16 protein-coding genes, 1 tRNA gene and 6 pseudogenes are annotated in these 21,280 nt (G+C 49.2%); 16 read left to right on the forward strand and 7 right to left on the reverse strand.

Features of this window, described 5'->3' with window-relative positions; all coding sequences use genetic code 11:
* The first annotated feature begins 194 nt into the window (after window positions 1-194).
* The 4 genes and pseudogenes from rbsK to WLO32_RS04200 all read left to right on the forward strand — a co-directional run bounded on the left by rbsK (window position 195) and on the right by WLO32_RS04200 (window position 3,739).
* A pseudogene (gene rbsK / locus WLO32_RS04185) lies at window positions 195-1,116 on the forward strand (ribokinase).
* A 27-nt stretch (window positions 1,117-1,143) separates the two neighbouring features.
* On the forward strand, window positions 1,144-2,460 hold the full coding sequence (gene fucP / locus WLO32_RS04190; RefSeq protein WP_435947287.1) for an L-fucose:H+ symporter permease: 1,317 nt from the start codon (window positions 1,144-1,146) through the stop codon (window positions 2,458-2,460).
* Between the two features lie 11 nt (window positions 2,461-2,471).
* Window positions 2,472-3,486 (forward strand): annotated as a pseudogene (locus tag WLO32_RS04195) (aldose 1-epimerase family protein).
* A gap of 177 nt (window positions 3,487-3,663) precedes the next feature.
* Window positions 3,664-3,739, forward strand: a tRNA-Thr gene (locus WLO32_RS04200).
* Window positions 3,740-3,753: 14 nt separating this feature from the next.
* On the opposite strand, the pseudogene WLO32_RS04205 reads toward WLO32_RS04200, so the two are convergent.
* Together WLO32_RS04205 and WLO32_RS04210 are read right to left on the reverse strand one after the other, a co-directional pair.
* Window positions 3,754-4,611, reverse strand: a pseudogene (locus WLO32_RS04205) (site-specific integrase); the annotation flags it as partial.
* 95 nt (window positions 4,612-4,706) lie between these two features.
* Window positions 4,707-5,096, reverse strand: a pseudogene (locus WLO32_RS04210) (GTPase); the annotation flags it as partial.
* A 250-nt stretch (window positions 5,097-5,346) separates the two neighbouring features.
* Here WLO32_RS04210 and WLO32_RS04215 point away from each other — a divergent pair.
* The 4 genes and pseudogenes from WLO32_RS04215 to WLO32_RS04230 form a co-directional block, all read left to right on the forward strand.
* Window positions 5,347-5,527: pseudogene (locus WLO32_RS04215) on the forward strand (type VI secretion system baseplate subunit TssF); the annotation flags it as partial.
* Between the two features lie 440 nt (window positions 5,528-5,967).
* Complete coding sequence (locus tag WLO32_RS04220; protein WP_435947288.1) at window positions 5,968-6,468, forward strand: NlpC/P60 family protein; 501 nt, start codon at window positions 5,968-5,970, stop codon at window positions 6,466-6,468.
* 232 nt (window positions 6,469-6,700) lie between these two features.
* Window positions 6,701-7,921: a phosphoadenosine phosphosulfate reductase gene (locus tag WLO32_RS04225; RefSeq protein WP_435947289.1), complete on the forward strand. Its 1,221-nt coding sequence runs from the start codon at window positions 6,701-6,703 to the stop codon at window positions 7,919-7,921.
* On the forward strand, window positions 7,900-8,538 hold the full coding sequence (locus tag WLO32_RS04230; protein ID WP_435947290.1) for an IbrB-like domain-containing protein: 639 nt from the start codon (window positions 7,900-7,902) through the stop codon (window positions 8,536-8,538). Before WLO32_RS04225 ends, WLO32_RS04230 begins: the two co-directional genes overlap by 22 nt.
* 149 nt (window positions 8,539-8,687) lie before the next feature.
* Here the strand turns inward: WLO32_RS04230 and WLO32_RS04235 are convergent, their stop codons facing one another.
* A complete protein-coding gene (locus WLO32_RS04235; protein WP_435947291.1) occupies window positions 8,688-8,954 on the reverse strand; it encodes a hypothetical protein in 267 nt (88 codons plus the stop codon).
* A 936-nt stretch (window positions 8,955-9,890) separates the two neighbouring features.
* Here WLO32_RS04235 and WLO32_RS04240 point away from each other — a divergent pair.
* The 7 genes from WLO32_RS04240 to WLO32_RS04270 all read left to right on the forward strand — a co-directional run bounded on the left by WLO32_RS04240 (window position 9,891) and on the right by WLO32_RS04270 (window position 15,790).
* Window positions 9,891-10,055, forward strand: a complete 165-nt coding sequence (locus WLO32_RS04240; protein ID WP_435947292.1) for a hypothetical protein — start codon at window positions 9,891-9,893, stop codon at window positions 10,053-10,055.
* Complete coding sequence (locus WLO32_RS04245; RefSeq protein WP_435947293.1) at window positions 10,048-10,419, forward strand: fimbrial protein; 372 nt, start codon at window positions 10,048-10,050, stop codon at window positions 10,417-10,419. Before WLO32_RS04240 ends, WLO32_RS04245 begins: the two co-directional genes overlap by 8 nt.
* A gap of 50 nt (window positions 10,420-10,469) precedes the next feature.
* Window positions 10,470-10,958 carry a fimbria/pilus periplasmic chaperone gene (locus tag WLO32_RS04250; RefSeq protein WP_435947294.1) on the forward strand — a complete coding sequence of 163 codons (489 nt, stop codon included), beginning with the start codon at window positions 10,470-10,472 and terminating at the stop codon, window positions 10,956-10,958.
* Window positions 10,930-11,175, forward strand: coding sequence for a fimbrial biogenesis chaperone (locus tag WLO32_RS04255; RefSeq protein WP_435947295.1), 246 nt, complete (start codon window positions 10,930-10,932; stop codon window positions 11,173-11,175). Before WLO32_RS04250 ends, WLO32_RS04255 begins: the two co-directional genes overlap by 29 nt.
* A gap of 91 nt (window positions 11,176-11,266) precedes the next feature.
* Window positions 11,267-13,846 carry a fimbria/pilus outer membrane usher protein gene (locus WLO32_RS04260; RefSeq protein ID WP_435947296.1) on the forward strand — a complete coding sequence of 860 codons (2,580 nt, stop codon included), beginning with the start codon at window positions 11,267-11,269 and terminating at the stop codon, window positions 13,844-13,846.
* Between the two features lie 16 nt (window positions 13,847-13,862).
* On the forward strand, window positions 13,863-14,387 hold the full coding sequence (locus tag WLO32_RS04265; RefSeq protein WP_435947297.1) for a fimbrial protein: 525 nt from the start codon (window positions 13,863-13,865) through the stop codon (window positions 14,385-14,387).
* Window positions 14,388-14,929: 542 nt separating this feature from the next.
* Complete coding sequence (locus WLO32_RS04270) at window positions 14,930-15,790, forward strand: hypothetical protein (RefSeq protein WP_435947298.1); 861 nt, start codon at window positions 14,930-14,932, stop codon at window positions 15,788-15,790.
* A 762-nt stretch (window positions 15,791-16,552) separates the two neighbouring features.
* Here WLO32_RS04270 and WLO32_RS04275 read toward each other — a convergent pair.
* The gene (locus WLO32_RS04275) at window positions 16,553-17,323 is read right to left on the reverse strand and encodes a winged helix-turn-helix domain-containing protein (RefSeq protein ID WP_435947299.1); all 771 of its coding nucleotides are present in this window, start codon (window positions 17,321-17,323) and stop codon (window positions 16,553-16,555) included.
* Between the two features lie 149 nt (window positions 17,324-17,472).
* Here WLO32_RS04275 and WLO32_RS04280 point away from each other — a divergent pair.
* Window positions 17,473-17,598, forward strand: a pseudogene (locus WLO32_RS04280) (hypothetical protein); the annotation flags it as partial.
* 28 nt (window positions 17,599-17,626) lie between these two features.
* On the opposite strand, the gene WLO32_RS04285 reads toward WLO32_RS04280, so the two are convergent.
* The 3 genes from WLO32_RS04285 to WLO32_RS04295 form a co-directional block, all read right to left on the reverse strand.
* Window positions 17,627-18,220 carry a LuxR C-terminal-related transcriptional regulator gene (locus WLO32_RS04285; protein WP_435947300.1) on the reverse strand — a complete coding sequence of 198 codons (594 nt, stop codon included), beginning with the start codon at window positions 18,218-18,220 and terminating at the stop codon, window positions 17,627-17,629.
* Window positions 18,221-19,319: 1,099 nt separating this feature from the next.
* On the reverse strand, window positions 19,320-20,288 hold the full coding sequence (locus tag WLO32_RS04290; RefSeq protein WP_435947301.1) for a nucleoside hydrolase: 969 nt from the start codon (window positions 20,286-20,288) through the stop codon (window positions 19,320-19,322).
* Between the two features lie 12 nt (window positions 20,289-20,300).
* A complete protein-coding gene (locus WLO32_RS04295; RefSeq protein ID WP_435947302.1) occupies window positions 20,301-21,278 on the reverse strand; it encodes a substrate-binding domain-containing protein in 978 nt (325 codons plus the stop codon).
* Window positions 21,279-21,280 lie beyond the last annotated feature (2 nt).

Below are 21,280 nucleotides of genomic sequence, written 5' to 3' on the forward strand. Positions count from 1 at the left end.
TTATAATTACTTTAAATTCAAAATATTGTGATGATTTGTAGGCTTTATTCGCCTGATGGAAAGGGCCATAGTGCCCGTTAAGTAAACGCTGAAATGATCTTTTAATCGCGATCTTAGTCACAAATGATACTAAAATAACATGATAATGTTACTTAAATATCATTGTTATGTGATTGTTTCTGAGAGGTAGTAAAATGGATATCGCGGTTATCGGCTCAAACATGGTTGATCTCATCACCTACACCAACCAGATGCCTAAAGAAGGGGAGACCCTGGAAGCGCCGGCCCTTTAAGATTGGCTGCGGCGGAAAAGGGGCGAACCAGGCCGTGGCGGCTGCCAAGCTGAATTCAAAAGTGCTGATGCTGACCAAGGTCGGGGATGATATTTTTGCGGATAACACCATCCGCAATCTCGAATCCTGGGGCATCAACACGACCTATGTGGAAAAAGTGCCCTGCACCAGCAGCGGCGTGGCACCTATCTTTGTGAACGCCAACTCCAGCAACAGCATTCTGATTATTAAAGGGGCGAACAAATTTCTCTCCCCGGAAGATATCGATCGCGCGGCGGACGATTTAAAAAAATGCCGGCTTATCGTCCTGCAGCTGGAAGTTCAGCTGGAGACGGTTTATCACGCCATTGAGTTCGGCAACAAGCACGGCATCGAAGTGTTATTAAATCCGGCGCCTGCGCTGCGTGAATTCGATATGTCCTATGCCTGTAAATGTGATTTCTTTGTGCCTAACGAAACCGAGCTCGAAATATTAACCGGCATGCCGGTTGATACTTATGAAAATATCCGTACCGCCGCCCGCAGCCTGGTTGATAAGGGGCTGAATAATATTATCGTGACCATGGGCGAAAAAGGGGCGCTATGGATGACGCGCGACCAGGAAATACACGTTCCGGCGTTTAAAGTGAACGCGGTGGATACCAGCGGCGCGGGCGATGCCTTCATCGGTTGCTTTACCCATTATTATGTCCAGAGCGGCAGCGTTGAAGCCGCCATGAAAAAAGCAGCCCTCTTCGCGGCTTTTAGCGTCACCGGAAAGGGCACACAGTCATCTTACCCGAGCATTGAGCAATTTAACGAGTTCCTGGCGTTAAACGAATAATCTCCCTGCACTGTAAAAGGTAGCACTATGAACGATAAAAAAATAATTCAGATGCCCGATGGGTATCTGAATAAGACCCCTCTGTTCCAGTTTATTTTGTTATCCTGTTTATTCCCGTTATGGGGATGCGCAGCCGCCTTAAATGATATTCTGATTACACAATTTAAAAGTGTATTTTCACTCAGTAACTTTGCCTCGGCATTAGTACAGAGCGCGTTTTACGGCGGTTATTTTTTAATAGCGATCCCGGCATCCCTTGTTATTAAGAAAACCAGCTATAAAGTGGCGATATTAACCGGCCTGACGCTGTATATCGTCGGCTGTACGCTCTTTTTCCCGGCGTCGCACATGGCAACCTACACCATGTTCCTCGCGGCTATTTTCGCCATCGCCATCGGCCTGAGCTTCCTGGAAACGGCGGCGAATACCTACAGTTCGATGATTGGCCCGAAGGCGTACGCCACCTTGCGCCTGAATATCAGCCAGACCTTTTATCCCATTGGCGCCGCCTCCGGCATTCTGCTGGGTAAATATCTGGTCTTCTCCGAAGGCGAGAGCCTGCAAAAACAGATGGCGGGCATGAACGCCGAGCAGATGCATAACTTTAAGGTGCTGATGCTGGAAAACACGCTCGAACCCTACAAGTACATGATTATGGTGCTGGTGGTGGTGATGGTGCTGTTCCTGCTGACCCGCTTCCCGACCTGTAAAGTGGCGCAAAAGACCAGCCGTAAACGCCCGTCGGCCATGGAGACGCTGCGCTACCTGGCGACCAACGCCCGCTTCCGCCGCGGCATTGTGGCGCAGTTCCTCTACGTCGGCATGCAGGTGGCGGTGTGGTCGTTCACCATCCGTCTGGCGCTGGAAATGGGCAACATCAACGAGCGTGATGCCTCGAACTTCATGGTCTACAGCTTCGCCTGCTTCTTCATCGGCAAGTTTATCGCCAACGTGCTGATGACGCGTTTCAACCCGGAAAAAGTTTTAATTCTTTACTCCATCGTTGGCGCGCTGCTGCTGGCTTACGTGGCGCTGGCGCCAAGCTTCAGCGCGGTATACGTCGCGGTGCTGGTGAGCGTGCTGTTTGGACCATGCTGGGCGACCATTTATGCCGGAACCCTGGACACGGTGGATAACGAACATACCGAGATGGCGGGAGCGGTGATTGTGATGGCGATCGTCGGCGCGGCGTTTGTTCCGGCAATCCAGGGCTACGTGGCGGATATGTTCCACTCGCTGCAGCTCTCGTTCCTGGTCTCCATGCTGTGCTTTATCTACGTCGGCATTTACTTCTGGCGTGAAAGCAAAGTGCGCGGCGACGTGCCCGCAGCCATCGCATCCTGAGGGAACTGATGATGACAACACGTATCACCTTATGGCGGGAGCTCTTCGGCGAACAGCCGCGTATCCTGCTGCAAAACAGCGATTTTACGGTAACGGCGTTTCGTTATGCCAGCGGCGTGGAAGGGCTGCGGGTACAAAACAGCCGAGGCCAGCTGGTCATTCTGCCCTGGATGGGGCAGATGATTTGGGACGCCTGTTTCGACGGCTGCGATCTGACCATGCGTAACATGTTCAGCCAGCCGAAGCCCGCGGCGGAAGTGGTGGCGACCTACGGCTGCTTCGCCTTCCACTCAGGCCCTGCTGGCGAATGGCTGTCCGTCGCCGGAGGATAACCATCCGCTGCACGGCGAGATGGCCTGCGCGGCGATGGATGAGGCCTGGCTGGAGCTGGACGACGACAGCCTGCGCGTTACCGGGCGCTATGAATATGTGATGGGATTCGGCCACCGCTACCGGGCGCAGCCTGCGGTGGTGATGCGCAAAGCCAGCGCGCTGTTTGACATCCAGATGGCGGTCACCAACCTGGCCTCTGTGGCGATGCCGCTGCAGTACATGTGCCATATGAACTATGCGTATGTGCCGGACGCCACCTTCAGCCAGAACATCCCGGATGAGGCGCTGAAGCTGCGCGAGTCGGTTCCGGCGCACGTGAAGCCCACCGAGCGGTGGCTGGCGTTTAACCAGCGGATTCTGCAGGGGGAAGCCTCGCTGACGACGCTTAACGAGCCCGGTTTTTACGATCCGGAAATCGTCTTCTTTGCGGACAAGCTTGACGCGTGGACGGATAAGCCTGAATTCAGCATGACCGCGCCGGATGGCACCACGTTCGTCACCCGTTTTGCAAGCAGTGAGCTGAACTACGTCACCCGCTGGATCCTGTACAACGGCGATCAGCAGGTTGCGGCGTTTGCGTTGCCCGCGACCTGCCGTCCGGAAGGTTTCCTTGCCGCGCAGCGTAATGGCTCGTTGATTGAGCTGGAGCCGCAGCAAACTCGTACCTTTACCGTCACCACCGGCATCGCCTGAAGCAAGCGGGTGCCCGGCACCCGCTTTTCGGCTGGCACATTGAGGCCGTGCATTTTGTGCGGCTTTTGCCGCAGGCCGCTCTAAAAACAAGCAACTAAACAAAGCAGCGGTTGACGAGCCGGGCCGATTTTCTTACCCTTTTACACCGTGGTCACGCCCGTGACCCTCTCCTGAAAAGCCGATATAGCTCAGTTGGTAGAGCAGCGCATTCGTAATGCGAAGGTCGTAGGTTCGACTCCTATTATCGGCACCAGCAACCACGCGGCTTCACGCGATATTCACCAGTTCAGCAAAAGCGCCTTGTGCCATATTTATGCCATTCCCCGCCAGGAATGAATCGATTTGCATGGCATGCTGCGTCAGGTGATTCGGTGCCAGGTGCGCATATCTCTGCACCATCTCGATACTTTCCCATCCACCCATTTCCTGCAGTGCGCTGAGTGGTACGCCGGACTGAACAAGCCAGCTTGCCCAGGTATGCCGCAGGTCATGGAAGCGGAAATTTTCTATTCCCGCCCGCCTCAACGCTGCGCGCCACGCCGTGTTAGCATCACTGCGCATTTTGCGTACTGCCTTTGTTCTCGTGCCATCCGGACGAACGGATGATTCAGTGTGAACAAAGACCCACCGGTTGTGTTTCCCCAACTGACTCCGTAATACCTTACAGGCCGATTCATTCAGGGCGACCCCAATAGCCCTTCCTGCCTTCGCATCCTCAGGATGAATCCATGCGACCTTCCTCTGCATATCAATTTGCGACTACTCCAGGCCTGTTATGTTCGACCTGCGCAGCCCCGTCGCCAGTGCAAAAATAACAACAGGCTTCATATGCCCTGGAAGTTCCCGGATCAGGTTCGCCGCTTCCTCTTTGGTTAGCCAGCGAATACGCTTGTTTTTCGGCACCGGGCATTTGATGTTCGGTGCTTTGGCTATCCATCTCCATTCATTGGCAGCGCATCGTAAAAGCGCCCGGATGAAAGCAAGATGTGTAGCCCTGGTGGCTGCCGCCGCTGGTTTATCCTTAAATTCGGGAACCGGCTTACCTCTTCTAAGCAGGCTGTCGCGCTTAGCCTCCCAGTTCATCCGATGCTTGCGATTAACCATCGAACTCACTGCCGACAATATCTACCCAGCACGCATCTAACAGCGTATGCACTGCGCCAAACGCAGCGCCGTTACGCTCGTACATGTTATAGAAGTGATCGAAGTCGAGCCGCTCAGGATAATGCCCGATCATCTGCTTTGATAACCCACAACACCAGGTCCATCTCAGGCAAAATGCGGCTATACAGGGCTGTGTACTCATGGTCCCGCTGTTCGTTCTCGCCCACGCCAGGCAAATCCACAATAACGAGACTGCGCTCACCGCTGCAAAGACGGAAACGCAGAGCGCCGCGGGTGCAGGCGTCTACATCGCTGACAGGAGATATTTCACCCCGGAACAGCTCATTGCACAGGCTCGATTTGCCAGCACCCGTTTTCCCCATAATGCCAATTACCGGCTCATGGTGCGCCAGCTTGTGGATGTGTTTAAGGATTTGTCCGCCTATGGCGAGCGGTAGTGAAGCCAGGGGTTTCTCAATGGCCTGAAGGCCGTCAGATTTATGCATACAAAACTCCGTAAAGAAAAAAATCCCCGCTATCCGGTAAGGATGCGGGGGGATTCACGGAGATAATATCTATCTGAAATAATTTTAATTGCAGTTATTTTTTCATGGTAGGGATCTTCGGGCCCCTCACGGGTGCAAAAGTAACCTGAGATGTTGTCTGAGCATAAATCTGACGACCCTATCCCGGAATTCGATTACCTTGCTGTGGACGCGCAACCATCTGCAAACCATCCTGAATCCAAATCTGGCGACCCTCGACAGCAGCGGCTTTACCGGGGAGGAGGATATTCACCTGTTCGGCGAGATGCTCAAGCGTTTCCTGGCCCTTTATGCCGACATAAGCCATGTTTAATCAGTTCACGCTGATTGTTCAGCAACAAGGAAAATGCACCCGGTGTAAAGAGAACCACAGACTGCGTCTGCCCGACTGATAGTGCAGTACCGGGAAAAGCTCCCGTACAAGGTCTGCTCTTCATTATCCAGGCTGCGTCCATACAGCCGTATCGTGGATAAATCCTGAGGAGTAGATCTCACCTGCCTGACACGTCTTTTTGATATCAAGTTCTGTTGTTTATACCTCTGCGACACAATGACGCGCAAATCCCAGGTCTGCTACTGATTCTGTCGTAAAATTGTATTTCACCCATGGTGAAACAGATTTAATTATTGAATGGCAGCTATGTACATATTTCGTCTTGTTAATATATCTGCCCAGATGATATATTAATAGGGGTTAATAAGCACACCTTCAATATGAAGGTATATTTATTAATGGAAGGTCACAAGTTAAAAATCATCATTTAAATAATAAAAGAGGCTTAGCGTGTGGATTAAGAACTGAGAGTTTATATGCACGAAATTAATGTGAGTTATGATTAGAATTTTGCTATCTGCTGCTTTGTTTGCGGCCGCATTGTGTTCTCATGCATCCGTGAATTTAACCGGGCGAATTACCGATACTAAAATCGTTCAAACATCCCTGCGCGGTAGTCAGCTCCGCTTACACCTGTTGTCGGAATTCAGTAAATGGAAGGGAACGCGTTACCGGTGGGGAGGGAACAGTCGCGGCGGCATTGACTGCTCGGCGTTTGCCCGGAAAGTTCTGGCCAAAACATTGCGCAAGAAATTACCCCGGACAACGTCTGAGCTCAGTCATACCGGATTTTATGTTAGCCGGAAAAAACTCCGTTCCGGTGACCTGGTGTTTTTTATGACTAAACCTGATGTACGTCATGTCGGTGTTTCTGTCGGCCATCATCAGTTTATACATGCTTCCGGTTCACGAGGCGTGACACTATCAAAATTAACAAATAATTACTGGAAACAACGTTACCTTACGGCGAGAAGAGTCATTGGACAGGCCGAATCCTGACCCCAATGTGGGTTACCCGCAAATTCGCATTATGGCATTTCGTCTTGTTTATTCACTCTCAGCTTTGTTACCGGCGGTCTGGCCAGGGTATTTATAGGTGTGTATGTCACGGGACGAAACGGAATAACAAATTTCCTTGTTTCTCGCCAGGTGTCTTAAAAATACAGTACCACGGCGGATCTCCTCAGAAGTGAGGCAACGCGCAAATAACATAAGGCTGATAAAAGTGGTAATGACAGACAAGATCCCTCTGGGAATGACAGTTTTTGATGCAACAACCGAACGTATTACCTGGACACTGGACACTTTTTCTCGCGTCTGTCTGTCTCTTTCCGGCGGAAAGGATTCTACCGTCATGCTACACCGAACCGCTGACATCGCCCGCCTGATGGGCCGGAAGTTCTGTGTATTATTTATTGACTGGGAAGTGCAGTTTCAGATGACTATTGACCATGTCAGGGCCTTAAAAGCGGAATATGCGGATGTCATTGAGCAGTTTATATGGGTGGCTCTTCCGCTCACTACGGTGAACGGTGTCTCTCAGTTCCAGCCGGAATGGGTGTGCTGGGAAAAAGGCCGTTCCTGGGTCAGGGAATCTCCTGCTGATGCCATCACTGATCCTGATTATTTCTCCTTTTATGCCTCCGCCATGACATTTGAGGATTTTACCCTTGGGTTTTCTGACTGGTTTGCCGGCAAGAGCCCTGCGGCGATGATGATTGGCATCCGCACTGATGAGTCTCTCAACCGTTATCGTGCAATTACTAACCGACAAAAAATATGCTATGCCGACGATAAGCCCTGGACCACCGCCAGTGCCTCCGGTAATACCTGGAATATTTATCCCATCTATGACTGGAAAGTGTCAGATATATGGACTTATTTTGCCCGGAACCCGAACAAACGCTGTAACCCTTTGTACAACCTGATGTATCAGGCCGGTGTTCCCATGAGGTTTATGCGGGTCTGTGAACCTTTTGGCCCTGAGCAGCGACAGGGTTTGTGGCTTTACCATATTCTGGAGCCTGAGCGCTGGGCATTACTTTGTCAGCGCGTCAGTGGTGCCAACACCGGAGGAACCTACGCCAGGAATAATTCTGCCTTCTATGCCCGTCGTCATCTGACAAAACCTGGCCATCTTAGCTGGAAGGCATACGCGTTTGCCCTGCTGGACAGCATGCCGGAACCTACGGCCGAGCATTATAAAAATAAGATCGCGGTTTATCTTCGCTGGTATCAGCAGAGGCAATACCCTGTAGATATTCCGGATGAACAGGAAAAAGATACAGGGGCAAAAGATATTCCCTCCTGGCGTCGTATCTGTAAGGTTTTACTGGGAAATGACTACTGGTGCCGCGGGCTCAGCTTTAGTCCGACAAAACCCCGACATTATGCCCGCTACCTGGAGCGGATGAAAAACAGGAGGAAAACATGGAACATTTTGGTGCCCTGAAAGAGATCTGTATGCAGCTTGATGCATTACTGGAAGATATGCAGGCAGACCAGAGCACGATGATCTTAAATCAGCTTTCAGTATATGTCAGTCAGAAGGGGGAATTCGGTCAGGAACCTGTGAGCGCCGTGCAGTGGATACCGGGGGAGCTTGTTGTGGGGAACGACTATAACCCCAATAATATCGCGCCGCCGGAGCTCAACCTGCTTGTTCATTCCATGATGACCGACGGCTTTACTCAGCCACTTGTCGTCAGCCCACTGGACAATGGTCATTATGAGCTGATAGATGGTTTTCACCGTCACCAGATCAGCATGGAAGAGCCGGTGTTAAAGAAGCGTTATAATGGCTATGTGCCGGTCGTTACAGTGAAAAAGGACTCAAACCGGGAAGGGCGTATTGCTGCTACGGTCAGACATAACAGGGCGCGAGGCCGTCATCAGATACAGGCCATGTCAGCCCTGGTGCAGGAACTGACGCGCCTCGGCTGGGATGCTCCACGCATTGCGAAAGAGCTGGGTATGGAACCGGATGAAGTCCTGCGCTTGAGTCAAATAAACGGACTGGCTGAAATGTTCAGAGGCCGGACGTACTCTGAGGCCTGGACATCACGCTGATCTTATTTTTGCTTGATATATGTCGAGGTAAAAAATATCACGACATTATCATGACATTAACGATGCTCATGATAATGTCTTTAACCAAACAAAAGCATGCAATATTCAGTTCGCATTCATCCAGGATCTTCCACTGCCTGGATTCCGATTCAGGGGCATTCTACTTGCAAGAGCATCATCCCTGAATGGGTACCTATTATATCTTTTTCAATAACGTCCACCATAATTTCTCCACCTTCTATTGTTTTGGGTATTGAATCCAAAGCGGTTTGCCCAATTTTTACGGTAACGTCGCCAGTTACCAGGGCTGTAACTGAGGGGGCTGGATAGGGCGAGTCAGTTTTTTCAATTTTGATCTCTCCTGCTACCCTTGGTCCTGCCTGTGGATGTTTTAAAAGGACAATAAAAACCACCAATAAGGAGGATGTATTTCCATGGCATTATCGAGATCCAGATACGGCTCCCACGATATATACGAATTGGCGCTGATGACATTTACTGTTGTGCCTTTTAATTCTGGAACATGCCAGGTACGCTCCAGACCTTTGTAAAAATACTTTGCGTTGCATGTGACAACGCCAGCGAATGACTGTGCGCTTAAGGTTAGTAATGTTACGGCTATTATTTTTTTATCTAAAATTATCTTTACGACTGATTAATTATATTTTATCGAAAACTCACTTAGGGTAATAGGCCAGTGAGTAAGTTTTTGGTCAAGATTAACTGAGTTTTGCGTCAGATAATACAAATGGGAAGGTGAAATAACAATCAAATAGTAAGAGTGAAGTAAAAAATAGAGGCTTTATCTAAAGGGTTGGTTGTGATGCGTGGCTTGCTATAAGGGTAGTGGGGATATCTGGTATTGCGATATAATATATGGAGGTAAGGGGCATTGTATAAGCTCATGTAAAATGGTTGGCACCTAATAAGATAAGAGAAATAAGTAATGTGTTTTTTTTGTGTGCTTGTTAAATATAAGTTGTAATTGTTAGCATTATGTTTCTGTGAATTGCTGTCCCTTAGTTATTAGTTAAATGCGGTAAGCGAAAGATAAAATTTTTAGCTGATATTTTTCACCAGAACATTATGTCGCGATGCGGTATTTTGCTATTGTTTTTGTAGTGATTGGGTGTTGGTGGAATGTGTTTTAGATATATTTACTTTTTTTTATTTCCTTTATCAATTTTGGTTGTTGAATATTCTTTTGCTGTGTAAATTCATCCCCGTCAGAAACATGAGGCTAGCCATATATGTCTTCCCTTTAATATTTAACTTAGGTGAATATGACAGCCATTTCTGACAATCAACCTATTTAATTCAAAAAAATAGATACATGAAAGGAATTTATTCTAATGAAATTAAAATTAATTGCTCTGGCTATCCCGGCAATCTTCGCAGCATCTTCTGCTTTCGCCGTTGAAGGTGAATCCAGCACTGTTAATTTCACCGGTAAAGTTGTGGAAACTTCCTGTAGTCTGAATGCTGGCTCTAAAGGCCCAGACGGTACCGATGGGTGATGTTGCTGTCAGCGTATTTACTGGAGCAGGTACTACCTCCCAGGAAAAACCGTTCTCTATTACTCTCGAAGGTTGTGATACAGCCACCAACCCGGGCTCTGTTTCAATCGTCTTCAGCGGTAATGCTGTGAGCGGCAAGGATGATACTCTGGCAACTTCTGCTGTGGCAACTACCAACGTCGGTCTTCAAATCCTTCAGGCTGGCGCACCATTGGTAATTGATGGTTCTACTGCTTCTGCTGGTCAGACAATGGTTGACGGCAGCAACGAACTGGCATTTGCCGCTCGTTATATCGCACTCGACGATGATGTCGCCGCTGGTGACGCTAATGCATCAGCTAACTTCACTGTGAACTACCAGTAAGTCGTATCGCGCCGATTAATTTTGGTCGGCGCTTTATTTAGGAGGATACCATGCCAATCTTTTTACATAATAAAATGTGGAGTGTTTCTATACTACTCCTCGCCAGCCTGATGCCCGCGCTGACTCAGGCCAGCGGCGGTGTTGTGCTGGGGGGAACCCGGATTATTTATCCTGCAGGCCAGAAAGAAACCAGTATTTCAGCTCATAATACTTCAGAAGACTCCCGTTTTATGGTTCAGTCCTGGGTTGAGGACAGTGACGGCAATAAAGCTAAAGATTTTATTGTTACACCGCCCCTGTATGTCAGTAACCCACAAAGCGAAAACACACTGCGTCTGATGTATGCCGGTCCAAAGTTGCCTTCAGACCGTGAAACGCTGTATTACCTCGTTTCAAAGGCCATTCCTGCTGTCGACAAGAATGCAGTGGAAGGTAAAAATCTTCTGATATTGTCAGCTGCTACCCGCATCAAATTGTTTGTCCGCCCGGCCGGAATTCACCCTTCGCCTGATGAGGGCCCCAAAGAAACTGACATTTAGTCGCGAAGGACATAAAGCCATCGTTAAAAACCCTACGCCGTATTACATTACATTGACCGCAATTAAAGCCGATGGTCAGCCGACCAAAGAATCCGTTATGGTTCCACCATCCGGATCGGAAGACATTAATTTACCTTCTGCCCGGGCGGCGTCTCTGAGTTATCAGACCATCAATGACTATGGCGGCCTGACGGAAGAAATTATCTGGAAGTTCTGAGTCCGTTTTATTCCTTATTAAAATAATTTGCTCTTATTTTATATATTTCCTCTGCTATTTATAATATAGCAAGTGTACGGGTTGACCAAAAATGTATTCATTCAAAAAGGCCAAGCTTGCTTTATTTATCTCCGGTTTATCTGCTTTTCCTGCCCATGCAGAAATGTATTTCCCGACGGAACTTATTTCCATGGATGGAGAGGGTGCGGTTGATTTATCGCAGTTTCGTGCAGATGGCTCCCAGTTGCCTGGGGCGTATATGGTTGAGATTTATCTTAACCAGAACTTCATTTCCCGCCAGTCTGTCCGCTTTGATGCTATCCCTGCTGGCGAAAAGTCCCGGGACGGCACTGGTCTGCTCCCCTGTCTGAACAGGGATATGCTGAATAATGCGGGAGTGAAAGTTGAACTGTTTCCGGCACTGATGGCGATGAAGAACGATCAGTGTGTCAACCTGGCTGAGCATGTGCCGGGTGCCTTTACGTTGTTCGATTTCCCTAAAATGCGTCTGGATCTCAGTGTTCCACAATTGGTTACCCGCAACCGGGCAGGTGGTGAAACAGATCCGGCGCTATGGGATGATGGCATTAACGCTGCCCTCATGAATTACAGCTTCAGTGGCAGCAACCGTTTCGGCAGCAATAACGATGGCACCAGTTACTTTCTGCGTCTGTCCAGCGGCCTGAATCTGGGAAGCTGGCGTCTTCGCGATGACCGGAGCTGGAATTATTATGAAAGCAATTATGGAAAACATCAGCAATGGCAGCGCATGAGAACCTTCGCAGAGCGCTCTATTATTCCGCTGAAGAGCAGCCTTGTTGTCGGAGAAAGCACAACCGGAAGCGATATTTTTGATTCACTCGCATTTCGCGGCGTTCAGCTCGCCAGCGACGATAATATGCTCCCGGATACCCTGCGCGGATTCGCACCTGTGGTACGTGGAGTAGCGGAAAGTAATGCGGAAGTCAGTATCAGCCAGAATGGATATATTATTTACCGGACTACTGTTTCACCGGGTGCTTTTGAAATAACCGATCTGAGTCCCATGTACTCCAGCGGAGACCTCGAAGTCAGGGTTAAGGAAGCCAGTGGCAGGATTAATACGTTTACTGTCCCTTACTCGACGCTTCCCGCCCTGCAGCGTGAAGGGCGTATGAAATACAGTCTGACCGCCGGTCGATACCTTGGCAGCAGCGATAGTTATCAGGATCCGGCCTTCGCCCAGGGAACCCTGATGTGGGGATTACCTCATAATGTCACGCTTTACGGTGGAACACAGTTCTCATCTGAATACCTTGCCGTTCAGTCCGGAGCAGGCATTAATATGGGCAGTCTGGGGGCCGTATCCGCCGATGTCACGCATGCGAACAGCTCGCTGACCGATGGCACCGAACACAAGGGACAGTCCCTGCGTTTTCTTTACGCGCATGCCTTCAACCCGACGGGCACTACGTTCCGTCTGACGGGCTACCGCTATTCCACCAGGGGATTCCATACGCTGGATGAAACCGCCCTGAAAACCATGACCGGTCGGCGAAATGACCATTCCGGGCTTGATAATAATGGGCAACCCATTGTTGATACATGGTCTGATTACTACAGCCTCTACAATAACCGACGGGCCCGATTTGAGGCCAATGTTTCCCAGTCCCTGGGGGATTATGGCTCTGTCTGGATCACCGGTGTTCGTGAGAGTTACTGGAATACGTCATCCGGGAATGACTCATTCCGTGCGGGCTACAGTAACTCGATCGGCCCCGTTAACTATTCGGTGAACTACAGCTATTCACGGTACAGAAACGAGAATGCACCGTCATATAAGGACCATAACATCAACCTTTCTCTGTCTGTTCCCCTTAACAGGTTGTTCTCATGGTCCTCAGATAAACCAGTCTATGCCACCGTTAATGGCAGTCGTGACGGTCGTGGCAATGTCAGCCAGCAGTCCGGACTGAGTGGCCAGCTGTTGGAAAACAGAAACCTGGACTGGAACGTCTCTCAGGGTTACAGCCGTAGCCAGGGAACTCAGGGAACTAGCGGTAACGCCGGGCTGAGATACCGGGGAGGATACGGTAACACTGACCTCGGTTACAGCTACAGCAGTGACTGGCAACAGATGAGTTATGGTATCTCCGGGGGGGCTCTACTCCATCGTGATGGCCTGACCATCGGCCAGCCGCTCGGTGAAACCAGTGTACTGGTTGCCACGCCCGGCGTTTCAGGCGTGGGGATCACAAATGAACCTGGGGTATCGACAGACTGGCAGGGCTACACCATCAAACCTTATGCCTCGGCTTACCGTGAAAACCGCATACAGGTGAATACCCGTGCGCTCGATGACCTGACGGATGTTGAAGACTCGATACTCCGCGTGATCCCTACCAAAGGGGCCGTCGTTCGCGCCGAATTTAAAGCTCGTCGTGGTTATCGGGTGTTAATGACGCTGACTCATAACGGACGTCCTTTACCGTTTGGGGCAATAGTTGCATCAAAAGACAACAGCAGCATTGTGGCTGACGGTGGCCAGGTTTATTTGTCTGGCATGGAAGAGAAAGGTGTGGTTACCGCCAGCTGGGGAGAGGATGCGCGACAAAACTGCCAGGCAGACTATCACCTGACTCCGTCAGATGTTGTGGACTCAATCATACGCATTAACGGCGTTTGCCGGTAACAGAAGAGAGTAAATTATGATTAAAGCGCTCACTAAACTGGCGATGTCTGTAATCCTGGCTACTGGATTAATATATCCTCCCGCAGCGATGGCTGCTCCGCAATCGGTGTCGATACCCATTTCGGTAACGGTCCGGGGGGAAACCTGCAAATTTGCTGTAAGCAGTCAGGCCTTCACACTGGCGGATATTGGTGTACTTCATCTTCAAAATTATACTTATTCTCAGAATATTATAGACGTTCCAGTGTCGATAGATTGTTCATTTTCAGGTCTTTCGTCCATCAAGATAAAAGTTACTGGAACCCCTCATCCACAAAATAATACATTCTATAATAATACGGGAGCGGCAAAAGGAGTTGGTCTTAGTTTTATGAATACTTCTTATACGGCTCTTGCATATGGCACAACAGTTTCAGTCCCCCTTACTAATGAAAAGGGGAATTACAATTTTAAGGCGGGGTATCATCGTGTAACTCCTACCGCGCCGCTTAGTGGTGGAAGTTTTGCATCGTCGGTGACGTTAACTTTCATGTACGATTAATACTTATATGATTTCTTCTTCCTCTTAGACAGTGTGGCGGAATACATGGGTGAAATTCAGACATCAGGTGATGAGCTCCTGATGTCTGACCATGTTTTTTAAAGTCGGTTCTGGCGAAGATAATTCGATAAACACCCGAGGAAGACGAGGCTTAATTTTGACGCATGGATTGCTTTTTGTGGGAATATTAAACGGAAAATGTGTTTAAGCATATTTTTGGTTGATGTTTATTTTCTTCAATATGGTAAATTCATGATTCGACTAATTATTGCAGCAATGACTTTAATCTCAATGACAGCGCACGCAGGCGAACTTTTATGCGAGTTTGGCCCAGGAACGTTGATTCGACTTTCCTAATAAAACTCGATCCCGTGTAACAAAGGAAAAGGGCTTGCAGGGATTGGATATAAACCCCAGAGCAAGCAGTGCAATATGTAACCATCGGAAATAGATGAATGCGGCTTTATGAGCGGCTCTGTGAATAGGTGTATCGAAGGATACAGCCTTCGTCTGAGTGCAGTCATGTATAACCGGTGAGAAATATGGCAAAGGGAGGCTTTGAATCAGTCACCTTTGCCCATTCCAATATCACTTATTCTCATGGAGCTACCATGCGCACCTTCTGTACCCTGCTGGCTGTCCTGCCTACCTTCGTCGAGGCCGCCACCTACCAGACACAGTGCATCGCACCCTTGCTTAATGGCCAATCGCACACAATAACGCCTTTGCTCGCCTCGAACGCCCCACCCGGATTGTGCACATCATTCACACTCCTCGGGGACATGTGCGCCGAACGCATGATATCGACAACACCCAAAGTCCTTGAATGCGTGGAATATATAGAACAATCTGGCTCCGGCTCAACGGCACCGATCACTGCCACGCCCAGCCACGCACTGGGACAAACGTTCTACGGGGGAATCACCATTGACGGTGTAATGGTCGAGAACTGGACTCAAACCACTTCCCTCAATGTGCGGGTGAAAGCCCTTCATCCGTCTGTGCAGCCATTACACTGCGCCTCAACACGTGTGCAATTTACTATATCGACCAAGTCCAACCATCTGCAACCACCGTACGTCGTGACAACCAATATTGCAATACCGTCATCCGACATCGTCCTCGGACAAGCGGTTCTTCACCTTGACGATAACATCTCCGTCGGCGGACGTGACCGTGATGTCAAAATAGGGGCGTTTACTACGTCCGGGACGCGGGCCCGCACCACCGTCGTACGCACCACCCCACCACCAATTTTCGGTACAATCAAAATTGATGGTGCAACACTCGCGGAAAAACAAATCGTACTCGACGGGCCCACTACAACGGTAACATACACACCCAATACGAACATGGCACGCACCATACACGAATCTATACTTATGACCACGTCCTGCCTATGAACATCGCGCACTCCGCGTAACCGACTTCGTACCATCGGGGGGCGTTAGGCCAAACGCCCCACCCCATCCGGCCCCCCCCCAAGATTCGCGGAACGTTCCCACCACTGCATCCATCCTGTGAAACCACGGATGCCACGGGCACCCTGGGGCCGGGGGCTCCTCGCCCCCTCCTAATATCGCGTGGCACCCGGCCTGGACCAACAAACGGATCGGCGTCGGTACTGTGCAACCCCGCCGCTTACGAACTGCTCACAGCACTGTCGTTCGTGTGACGTGCGTCACATCGTTGGGTTCACTCATACTTGCTGCAATAGAACAACGGTGTTGTTCCCAGCAATATGAACACCGGCACGTCATTTCCGTCAAATGCCTGTGACAGCGATAAATCAGTATTCGTGTTAGCGAAAAATGGGGGCAGATGCGGGAGGCTTGGATTTTTCTCACCTTCGTCGCCGAAATAGCTGCGGATTTCTGTTGCCGTTAAGAGATACCGGCCACGATCTTCCTGGTACGTGAATGACATCGAACGATCGATCGTAAAGCGCTTTCCGCTGGCAAGGGCCTCCACCGTTGATAGCTACAGATCCGTAACCCTTCACCATGAAGCTAAAATCAAAAACGGCAGTGAACCTGAGCTCACCATGCTTCACTGTCAGTTGGCTTTTGCAGGAGTGTATTGACGTTCGGGAAGGTAGACGGTTTACCACTACCGAATAAATCAGTATTGTAAGAACAGCCGTGAGTACCAAAAGGATTCCGATTTTAATTGTGCGTTTTTTCATCGAAAGGATCCATGATAATAAATATCTGACATTGTCGCGCTTGGGTTGTATACCCTGAACAGGCGAGAAGACTTTTTCGTTCTCCACCTGCGGCGACAGTAATAAATATTGTCAAATCTTCACTGCAAGTTATTCCGGCACGCTGAAGTAAAAAGTTAACTTTATTATCCGTAAGATTGCCTAGGGAACTGTAAATCTGGCATCGCTGCTGCTGTATGAGAGTATAATTGCTGAAAATATTTTCTTTTTTTTTGCTGGATTTTTGCCATGTTAAAAAAATGATACAGCAAAATATAATAATAGCCGCTGTTGACAAATATCCGCCAACTCTCAAAAAGGAATGCCAGCGATGTTGATTGCGTATAGGGGGATCAGATTCCGTCGCGGGAATAATACTCAGTTCGCTGCTGATCCCGATTCCCTTCCGCGTTACGGTAAAAATCACATCCGGCAGACCGACCTGTGCCAGTGACTGTCTTAAATGATGCATTGATTGGTAAAACGTATTTGGGGCGATATATTGCGAGCGTTCTTCTCCCCAGGCATAAGTAATGAGATCATTTTGGGGTATCAGTACCCCCTGGTGCTTAATTAATAACGCCAGGCATCGACAGGCTGGCTGTTGTAATTTTACTACTTTCTGCAGATTCAAGTCCCGAAGAGTCGATTCTTCAGTGGAAAAATACAGTCTTCCGTCCAGAATATACTGCTCAGCATCCTGTAAAGATGCTGCATCATCGTCTTTTGCCATGATACGCTCTTTATGTAACTGGTTGATCTTTTTTACATAAGTTCTCTTAGGTTGTTATTTAACCTTAGCTAAATCTTTAGTTGTTTCCACTTTTATCTGTTTGCGTAAAATCGCCGCTCAGTTTTCCACATCAGATAGGTGATTTTATTATGAATACCCACTCTCTTAGTCTTAAGGATCAGGTCGTACTGCAATATCTTATTACCCGTGCAGCAGAAACGAACGGTGACGGGGTACGCTCCCGGGAAATAGCGGATTCGTGCGGACTTGATATTTATAGCGCACGCTATGCGCTCCTGAAACTCACCCGCATGGGATATGTTGCGCGTAACCACGCCGCTGGCGCAAAACGACATTCTTGGCTACCCGTGAAGGACTCGGTGCCCACCGTTGCGCATCAAAGGAGCGCATACTGCCAGTCAGTAAATTGAGCTTCCTTTCCCAGAGTGTAAGGCGCATGGCGAGCTGCGAAAGGTTGCGTACACCCAGTTTATTTTCTACCCGTGCTTTTACCCCGTATACGGTTTTAAGGTTGATCTGAAAATGTTCTGCAACGTTGCGTACAGAGTAGCCAGCGAGCAGCCTGTTTGTCAGATTTATTTCCTTAACAGTAAGGGACAAGGGTTTTCTGAGCATGAAAGGGGCAGAGGTATGTTGCCTAAGATAGTGGTATAACTTTTCTGCTGTCATGACGCCATTACAAAGACTGATATAGGAATGTAGCGGACCCATAAAATTCTCTGCTTTATAATTTCGGATATGATAACTGGTAATGAAGGCAAGCAGGTTATCCTCCAGATCAAATGCGTTCATATTGCTTATATCGCCGTCGGCATTATTCTCCAGTAATATCTGAAGGCCGATTTTTAAAAAATAGTTTTCAGTATAGATTTGCATATTTTACATTGCTGCGGAAATAATTTTATTTTTACACAGAGTGAAGAAATATATCCGGCAAGATAATCACCTTGCCAGAAGGAAAGAGTTTCCTGTTTATTTCAAAGATACTCTGACGGTCAAGGCATCATATCGATACCCGTTATCAGTTGATAAGGCACTCTACCGTATTTCACGCCATATGGCGACTGAATATGAACCGCGTCACGATTTTCAGTTATTTTTGTCGTAATTGGAGGTATTACTCTATTTTATCGGGGGTGAGGCGGCATTTTTTTCGTTATTCTTTGAGGTGAGAAACCATATTCCCGGTTCATAACTGCCGGGGCTTCAGCATGGCATATAGGGATGTGGCGACATACATGTCTACCAGACTGGAGCATACCCCTTATGCTAATGCTGATGGCAAATCACGAGACCCGAAACGGGCAACATCAGTTTTACTATCGGATCAAAAGGATTCACCGGACTCAACACACTGGTTGGGATCCTGCGAATGGGCATCTGATTGCCTGTTAGCTTAAGGGAAGAACTCAGATAACCGGTGGTAAGAAAAAGAGCAGCTTTCCGCTCATCATTCCGTTATCAGAAAGTTATGTGAATGGAATCATAAATCTGACTAAACACGATGCAATAACATGGACTCAAGAGGAACACTTTGTCTGTTCAATTGAGCGGTACAGAGCCGGTCTTCTCGACAATCAGCAATTGCAGGATGAATAATTAACCCGATACCTCAACATGTTTTAAAATGTATTAATGGTTTTAAAGGAAGGTTTTTAAAATGGTGATAATATAATAACGTCGCATTCGTAATGCGAAGGTCGTAGGTTCGACTCCTATTATCGGCACCATTTCAAACCCAAAAAAATATTAAAGCGTTCTCCTCCGAATTTATCCGCAGTTACTTTTCACTTTTATAGCAGTGTGCTTAGTGTGTCGGCGTCAGCGATCACCGCTCCGCATTGTTATCCGCTGAACTCGACGAGATAAAATAGTTGTGGCTGGAGGCGTGTTTTACGCATGCGGTGATTTACAGGACAAAGAGTTAATCACGTATTAAAGAAGAATGGAGCAGACTTCCACCTGCTCCTTTATTTCATTCGACTATGGTCTGCACGATATCCTGAACGATTTTCTGTCCGTCAATATGGGTACAGACTCGCACATTGTCTGGCATATCACGCTGGGGCACTGTTTGCCCGATAGTGAGTTTTCCCTGGGTTTCAATACCGATAGACATCTCTTTAAACACACCGATCGACCTGTCGGCCGCTACCGCTACGGCTAAAGGATCGTAAAGCACGCAGCCTTCCGACCAATCGAACATCGGCGCATCGAAATAGCAGGCGCATACCTGTTTCAACAACAGGGTCAGCGGCGTTTCATCGCTCAGTCCCTGCAGATGTTCTCTGGTCAGCACCAGCCCCGTCGCCGCATTGGTTACGTCGAGACTCACCATCGTAAGCGGAATACCCGAGCGGAAAACGATGTCCGCAGCCTGTGGGTCAAACCAGATATTGCACTCTGCCACCGGCGTGATATTGCCGCGACCCCAGGTAGCGTCAAGCCCCAAGGCTCCCGCCATCATCACCACTTCTTTAATCAGCGGGGCAATATCCGGCGCCTTGATCAGCGCCAGTGCCAGGTTGCTCTGTGCGCCAATACACACCAGGCTGATCTCACCAGGATACTGACGCACCAAATCGATAATTAGCTCGCTTGCGTGCTGGCCGCAGTGTGAATCATCCGCATGCGGCAGGACAATGCTGCCTTCGCGTCCGCGAGGTCCTTCATAGGCCTTTTGCAGCAGTTCCGGCAGCGTGCCGCTCATCGGAACGCCCTGACCAACGGCTACCGGAATATCGGTACGTCCCGCCACCTGTAAAATATGGGTGGCGCAGCGCGCGCCCAGCAGAGGAGGGCAGTTGCCAAATACGGTGGTGACCGCCATCAGCTCCAGCCTGGGATCTTTCAGCGCCAGGATAATGGCGATGGGATCGTCGGCGTCGGTGCCCGGAATGCCGATCGCCGGGTCGGTATCAATGATGATTTTACGTGCGCTCACGGTAGTCTCCCTTTACAGACCCATCTTGATCAGCTTCGGCAAATTATCTTTACCCAGGCTCTCCAGGTTCTGGCCGTATAGTGTATGGTTCGTCGCATCGACTTGTATTTTGCCCATCCCTTCAATTTCGCTCCCCTCGGTAATGGCTTTGTTTTCCGCCACCATTTTACCGATGCGGACGAATAGCTCGCCTGCGGTCATCGGGTTCCAGATATAGCCGCCTTTGATATCACCGCTACGCACCAGGGACGCGGCTTGGCTGGGGCTGTATGCGCCCACCACACACACTTTATCTTTGGCATTGCGACGCTGAACCGCGCGACCGGCTCCCACCGGGCCAGGAGAGCCGAAGGCCATCATGCCTTTGAAATCAGGATATTTACTCATCATTTCGTTAGTTACCCGCATGGAGTCATCCACCGACTCACCGGTGCCAAACAGATCGCCGACCTGCTGCATTTTCGGGTAGTGCGTTTTCTGGTAGTCAATCGCCGACTGTGCCCACTGGCGATGCAGCGGAATAGTCAGGCTGCCGACAATAATCGAATACTGGCCCTGTTCTTTCATACATTCGGCCATTAATTGCATATGTCTTTCACCGAAGGTTTTGGCATCCACCAGTTCGAAGTCCCAGTCGGCATATTTCTGCTGCGGGGATTCATGCACGATTACTTTGATGCCCGCGTCTTTGGCTTTTTTCAAAACCGGTTCAAGCGCCGCTGGATCGACCGGCACCACCCCGATGATATCCACCTTCTGCGCGATCAGATCTTCAATGGCTTTCACCTGTTGCGCCGGGTCCTGCGCTGTCGGCCCTACCTGCCAGGCATTGACGCCTTCTTTCGCCGCTTCTTTTTTAATGCCTTCTTCCATGGAGTTAAACCAGGCGTTGCCGCCCACCTTAACCACCACGCCCATCTTCAACGGTTCGGCTGCCAGCGCATGCCCGCTAAGGGCAAGGGAGATCAGAACTGCTGCTATTTTTTGCATTA

This window comes from Dryocola mayonis, from assembly GCF_051307045.1.
In the GTDB taxonomy this organism is placed as follows: Bacteria; Pseudomonadota; Gammaproteobacteria; order Enterobacterales; family Enterobacteriaceae; genus Dryocola.

Bases quoted from the DNA above. Each gene is read 5' to 3' on its own strand.
- fucP (WP_435947287.1), top strand. From the start codon at position 1,144: ATGAACGATAAAAAAATAATTCAGATGCCCGATGGGTATCTGAATAAG.
- WLO32_RS04220 (WP_435947288.1), top strand. From the start codon at position 5,968: ATGATTAGAATTTTGCTATCTGCTGCTTTGTTTGCGGCCGCATTGTGT.
- WLO32_RS04225 (WP_435947289.1), top strand. From the start codon at position 6,701: ATGACAGACAAGATCCCTCTGGGAATGACAGTTTTTGATGCAACAACC.
- WLO32_RS04230 (WP_435947290.1), top strand. From the start codon at position 7,900: ATGGAACATTTTGGTGCCCTGAAAGAGATCTGTATGCAGCTTGATGCA.
- WLO32_RS04240 (WP_435947292.1), top strand. From the start codon at position 9,891: ATGAAATTAAAATTAATTGCTCTGGCTATCCCGGCAATCTTCGCAGCA.
- WLO32_RS04245 (WP_435947293.1), top strand. From the start codon at position 10,048: ATGGGTGATGTTGCTGTCAGCGTATTTACTGGAGCAGGTACTACCTCC.
- WLO32_RS04250 (WP_435947294.1), top strand. From the start codon at position 10,470: ATGCCAATCTTTTTACATAATAAAATGTGGAGTGTTTCTATACTACTC.
- WLO32_RS04255 (WP_435947295.1), top strand. From the start codon at position 10,930: ATGAGGGCCCCAAAGAAACTGACATTTAGTCGCGAAGGACATAAAGCC.
- WLO32_RS04260 (WP_435947296.1), top strand. From the start codon at position 11,267: ATGTATTCATTCAAAAAGGCCAAGCTTGCTTTATTTATCTCCGGTTTA.
- WLO32_RS04265 (WP_435947297.1), top strand. From the start codon at position 13,863: ATGATTAAAGCGCTCACTAAACTGGCGATGTCTGTAATCCTGGCTACT.
- WLO32_RS04270 (WP_435947298.1), top strand. From the start codon at position 14,930: ATGGCAAAGGGAGGCTTTGAATCAGTCACCTTTGCCCATTCCAATATC.
- WLO32_RS04275 (WP_435947299.1), bottom strand. From the start codon at position 17,323: ATGGCAAAAGACGATGATGCAGCATCTTTACAGGATGCTGAGCAGTAT.
- WLO32_RS04285 (WP_435947300.1), bottom strand. From the start codon at position 18,220: ATGCAAATCTATACTGAAAACTATTTTTTAAAAATCGGCCTTCAGATA.
- WLO32_RS04295 (WP_435947302.1), bottom strand. From the start codon at position 21,278: ATGCAAAAAATAGCAGCAGTTCTGATCTCCCTTGCCCTTAGCGGGCAT.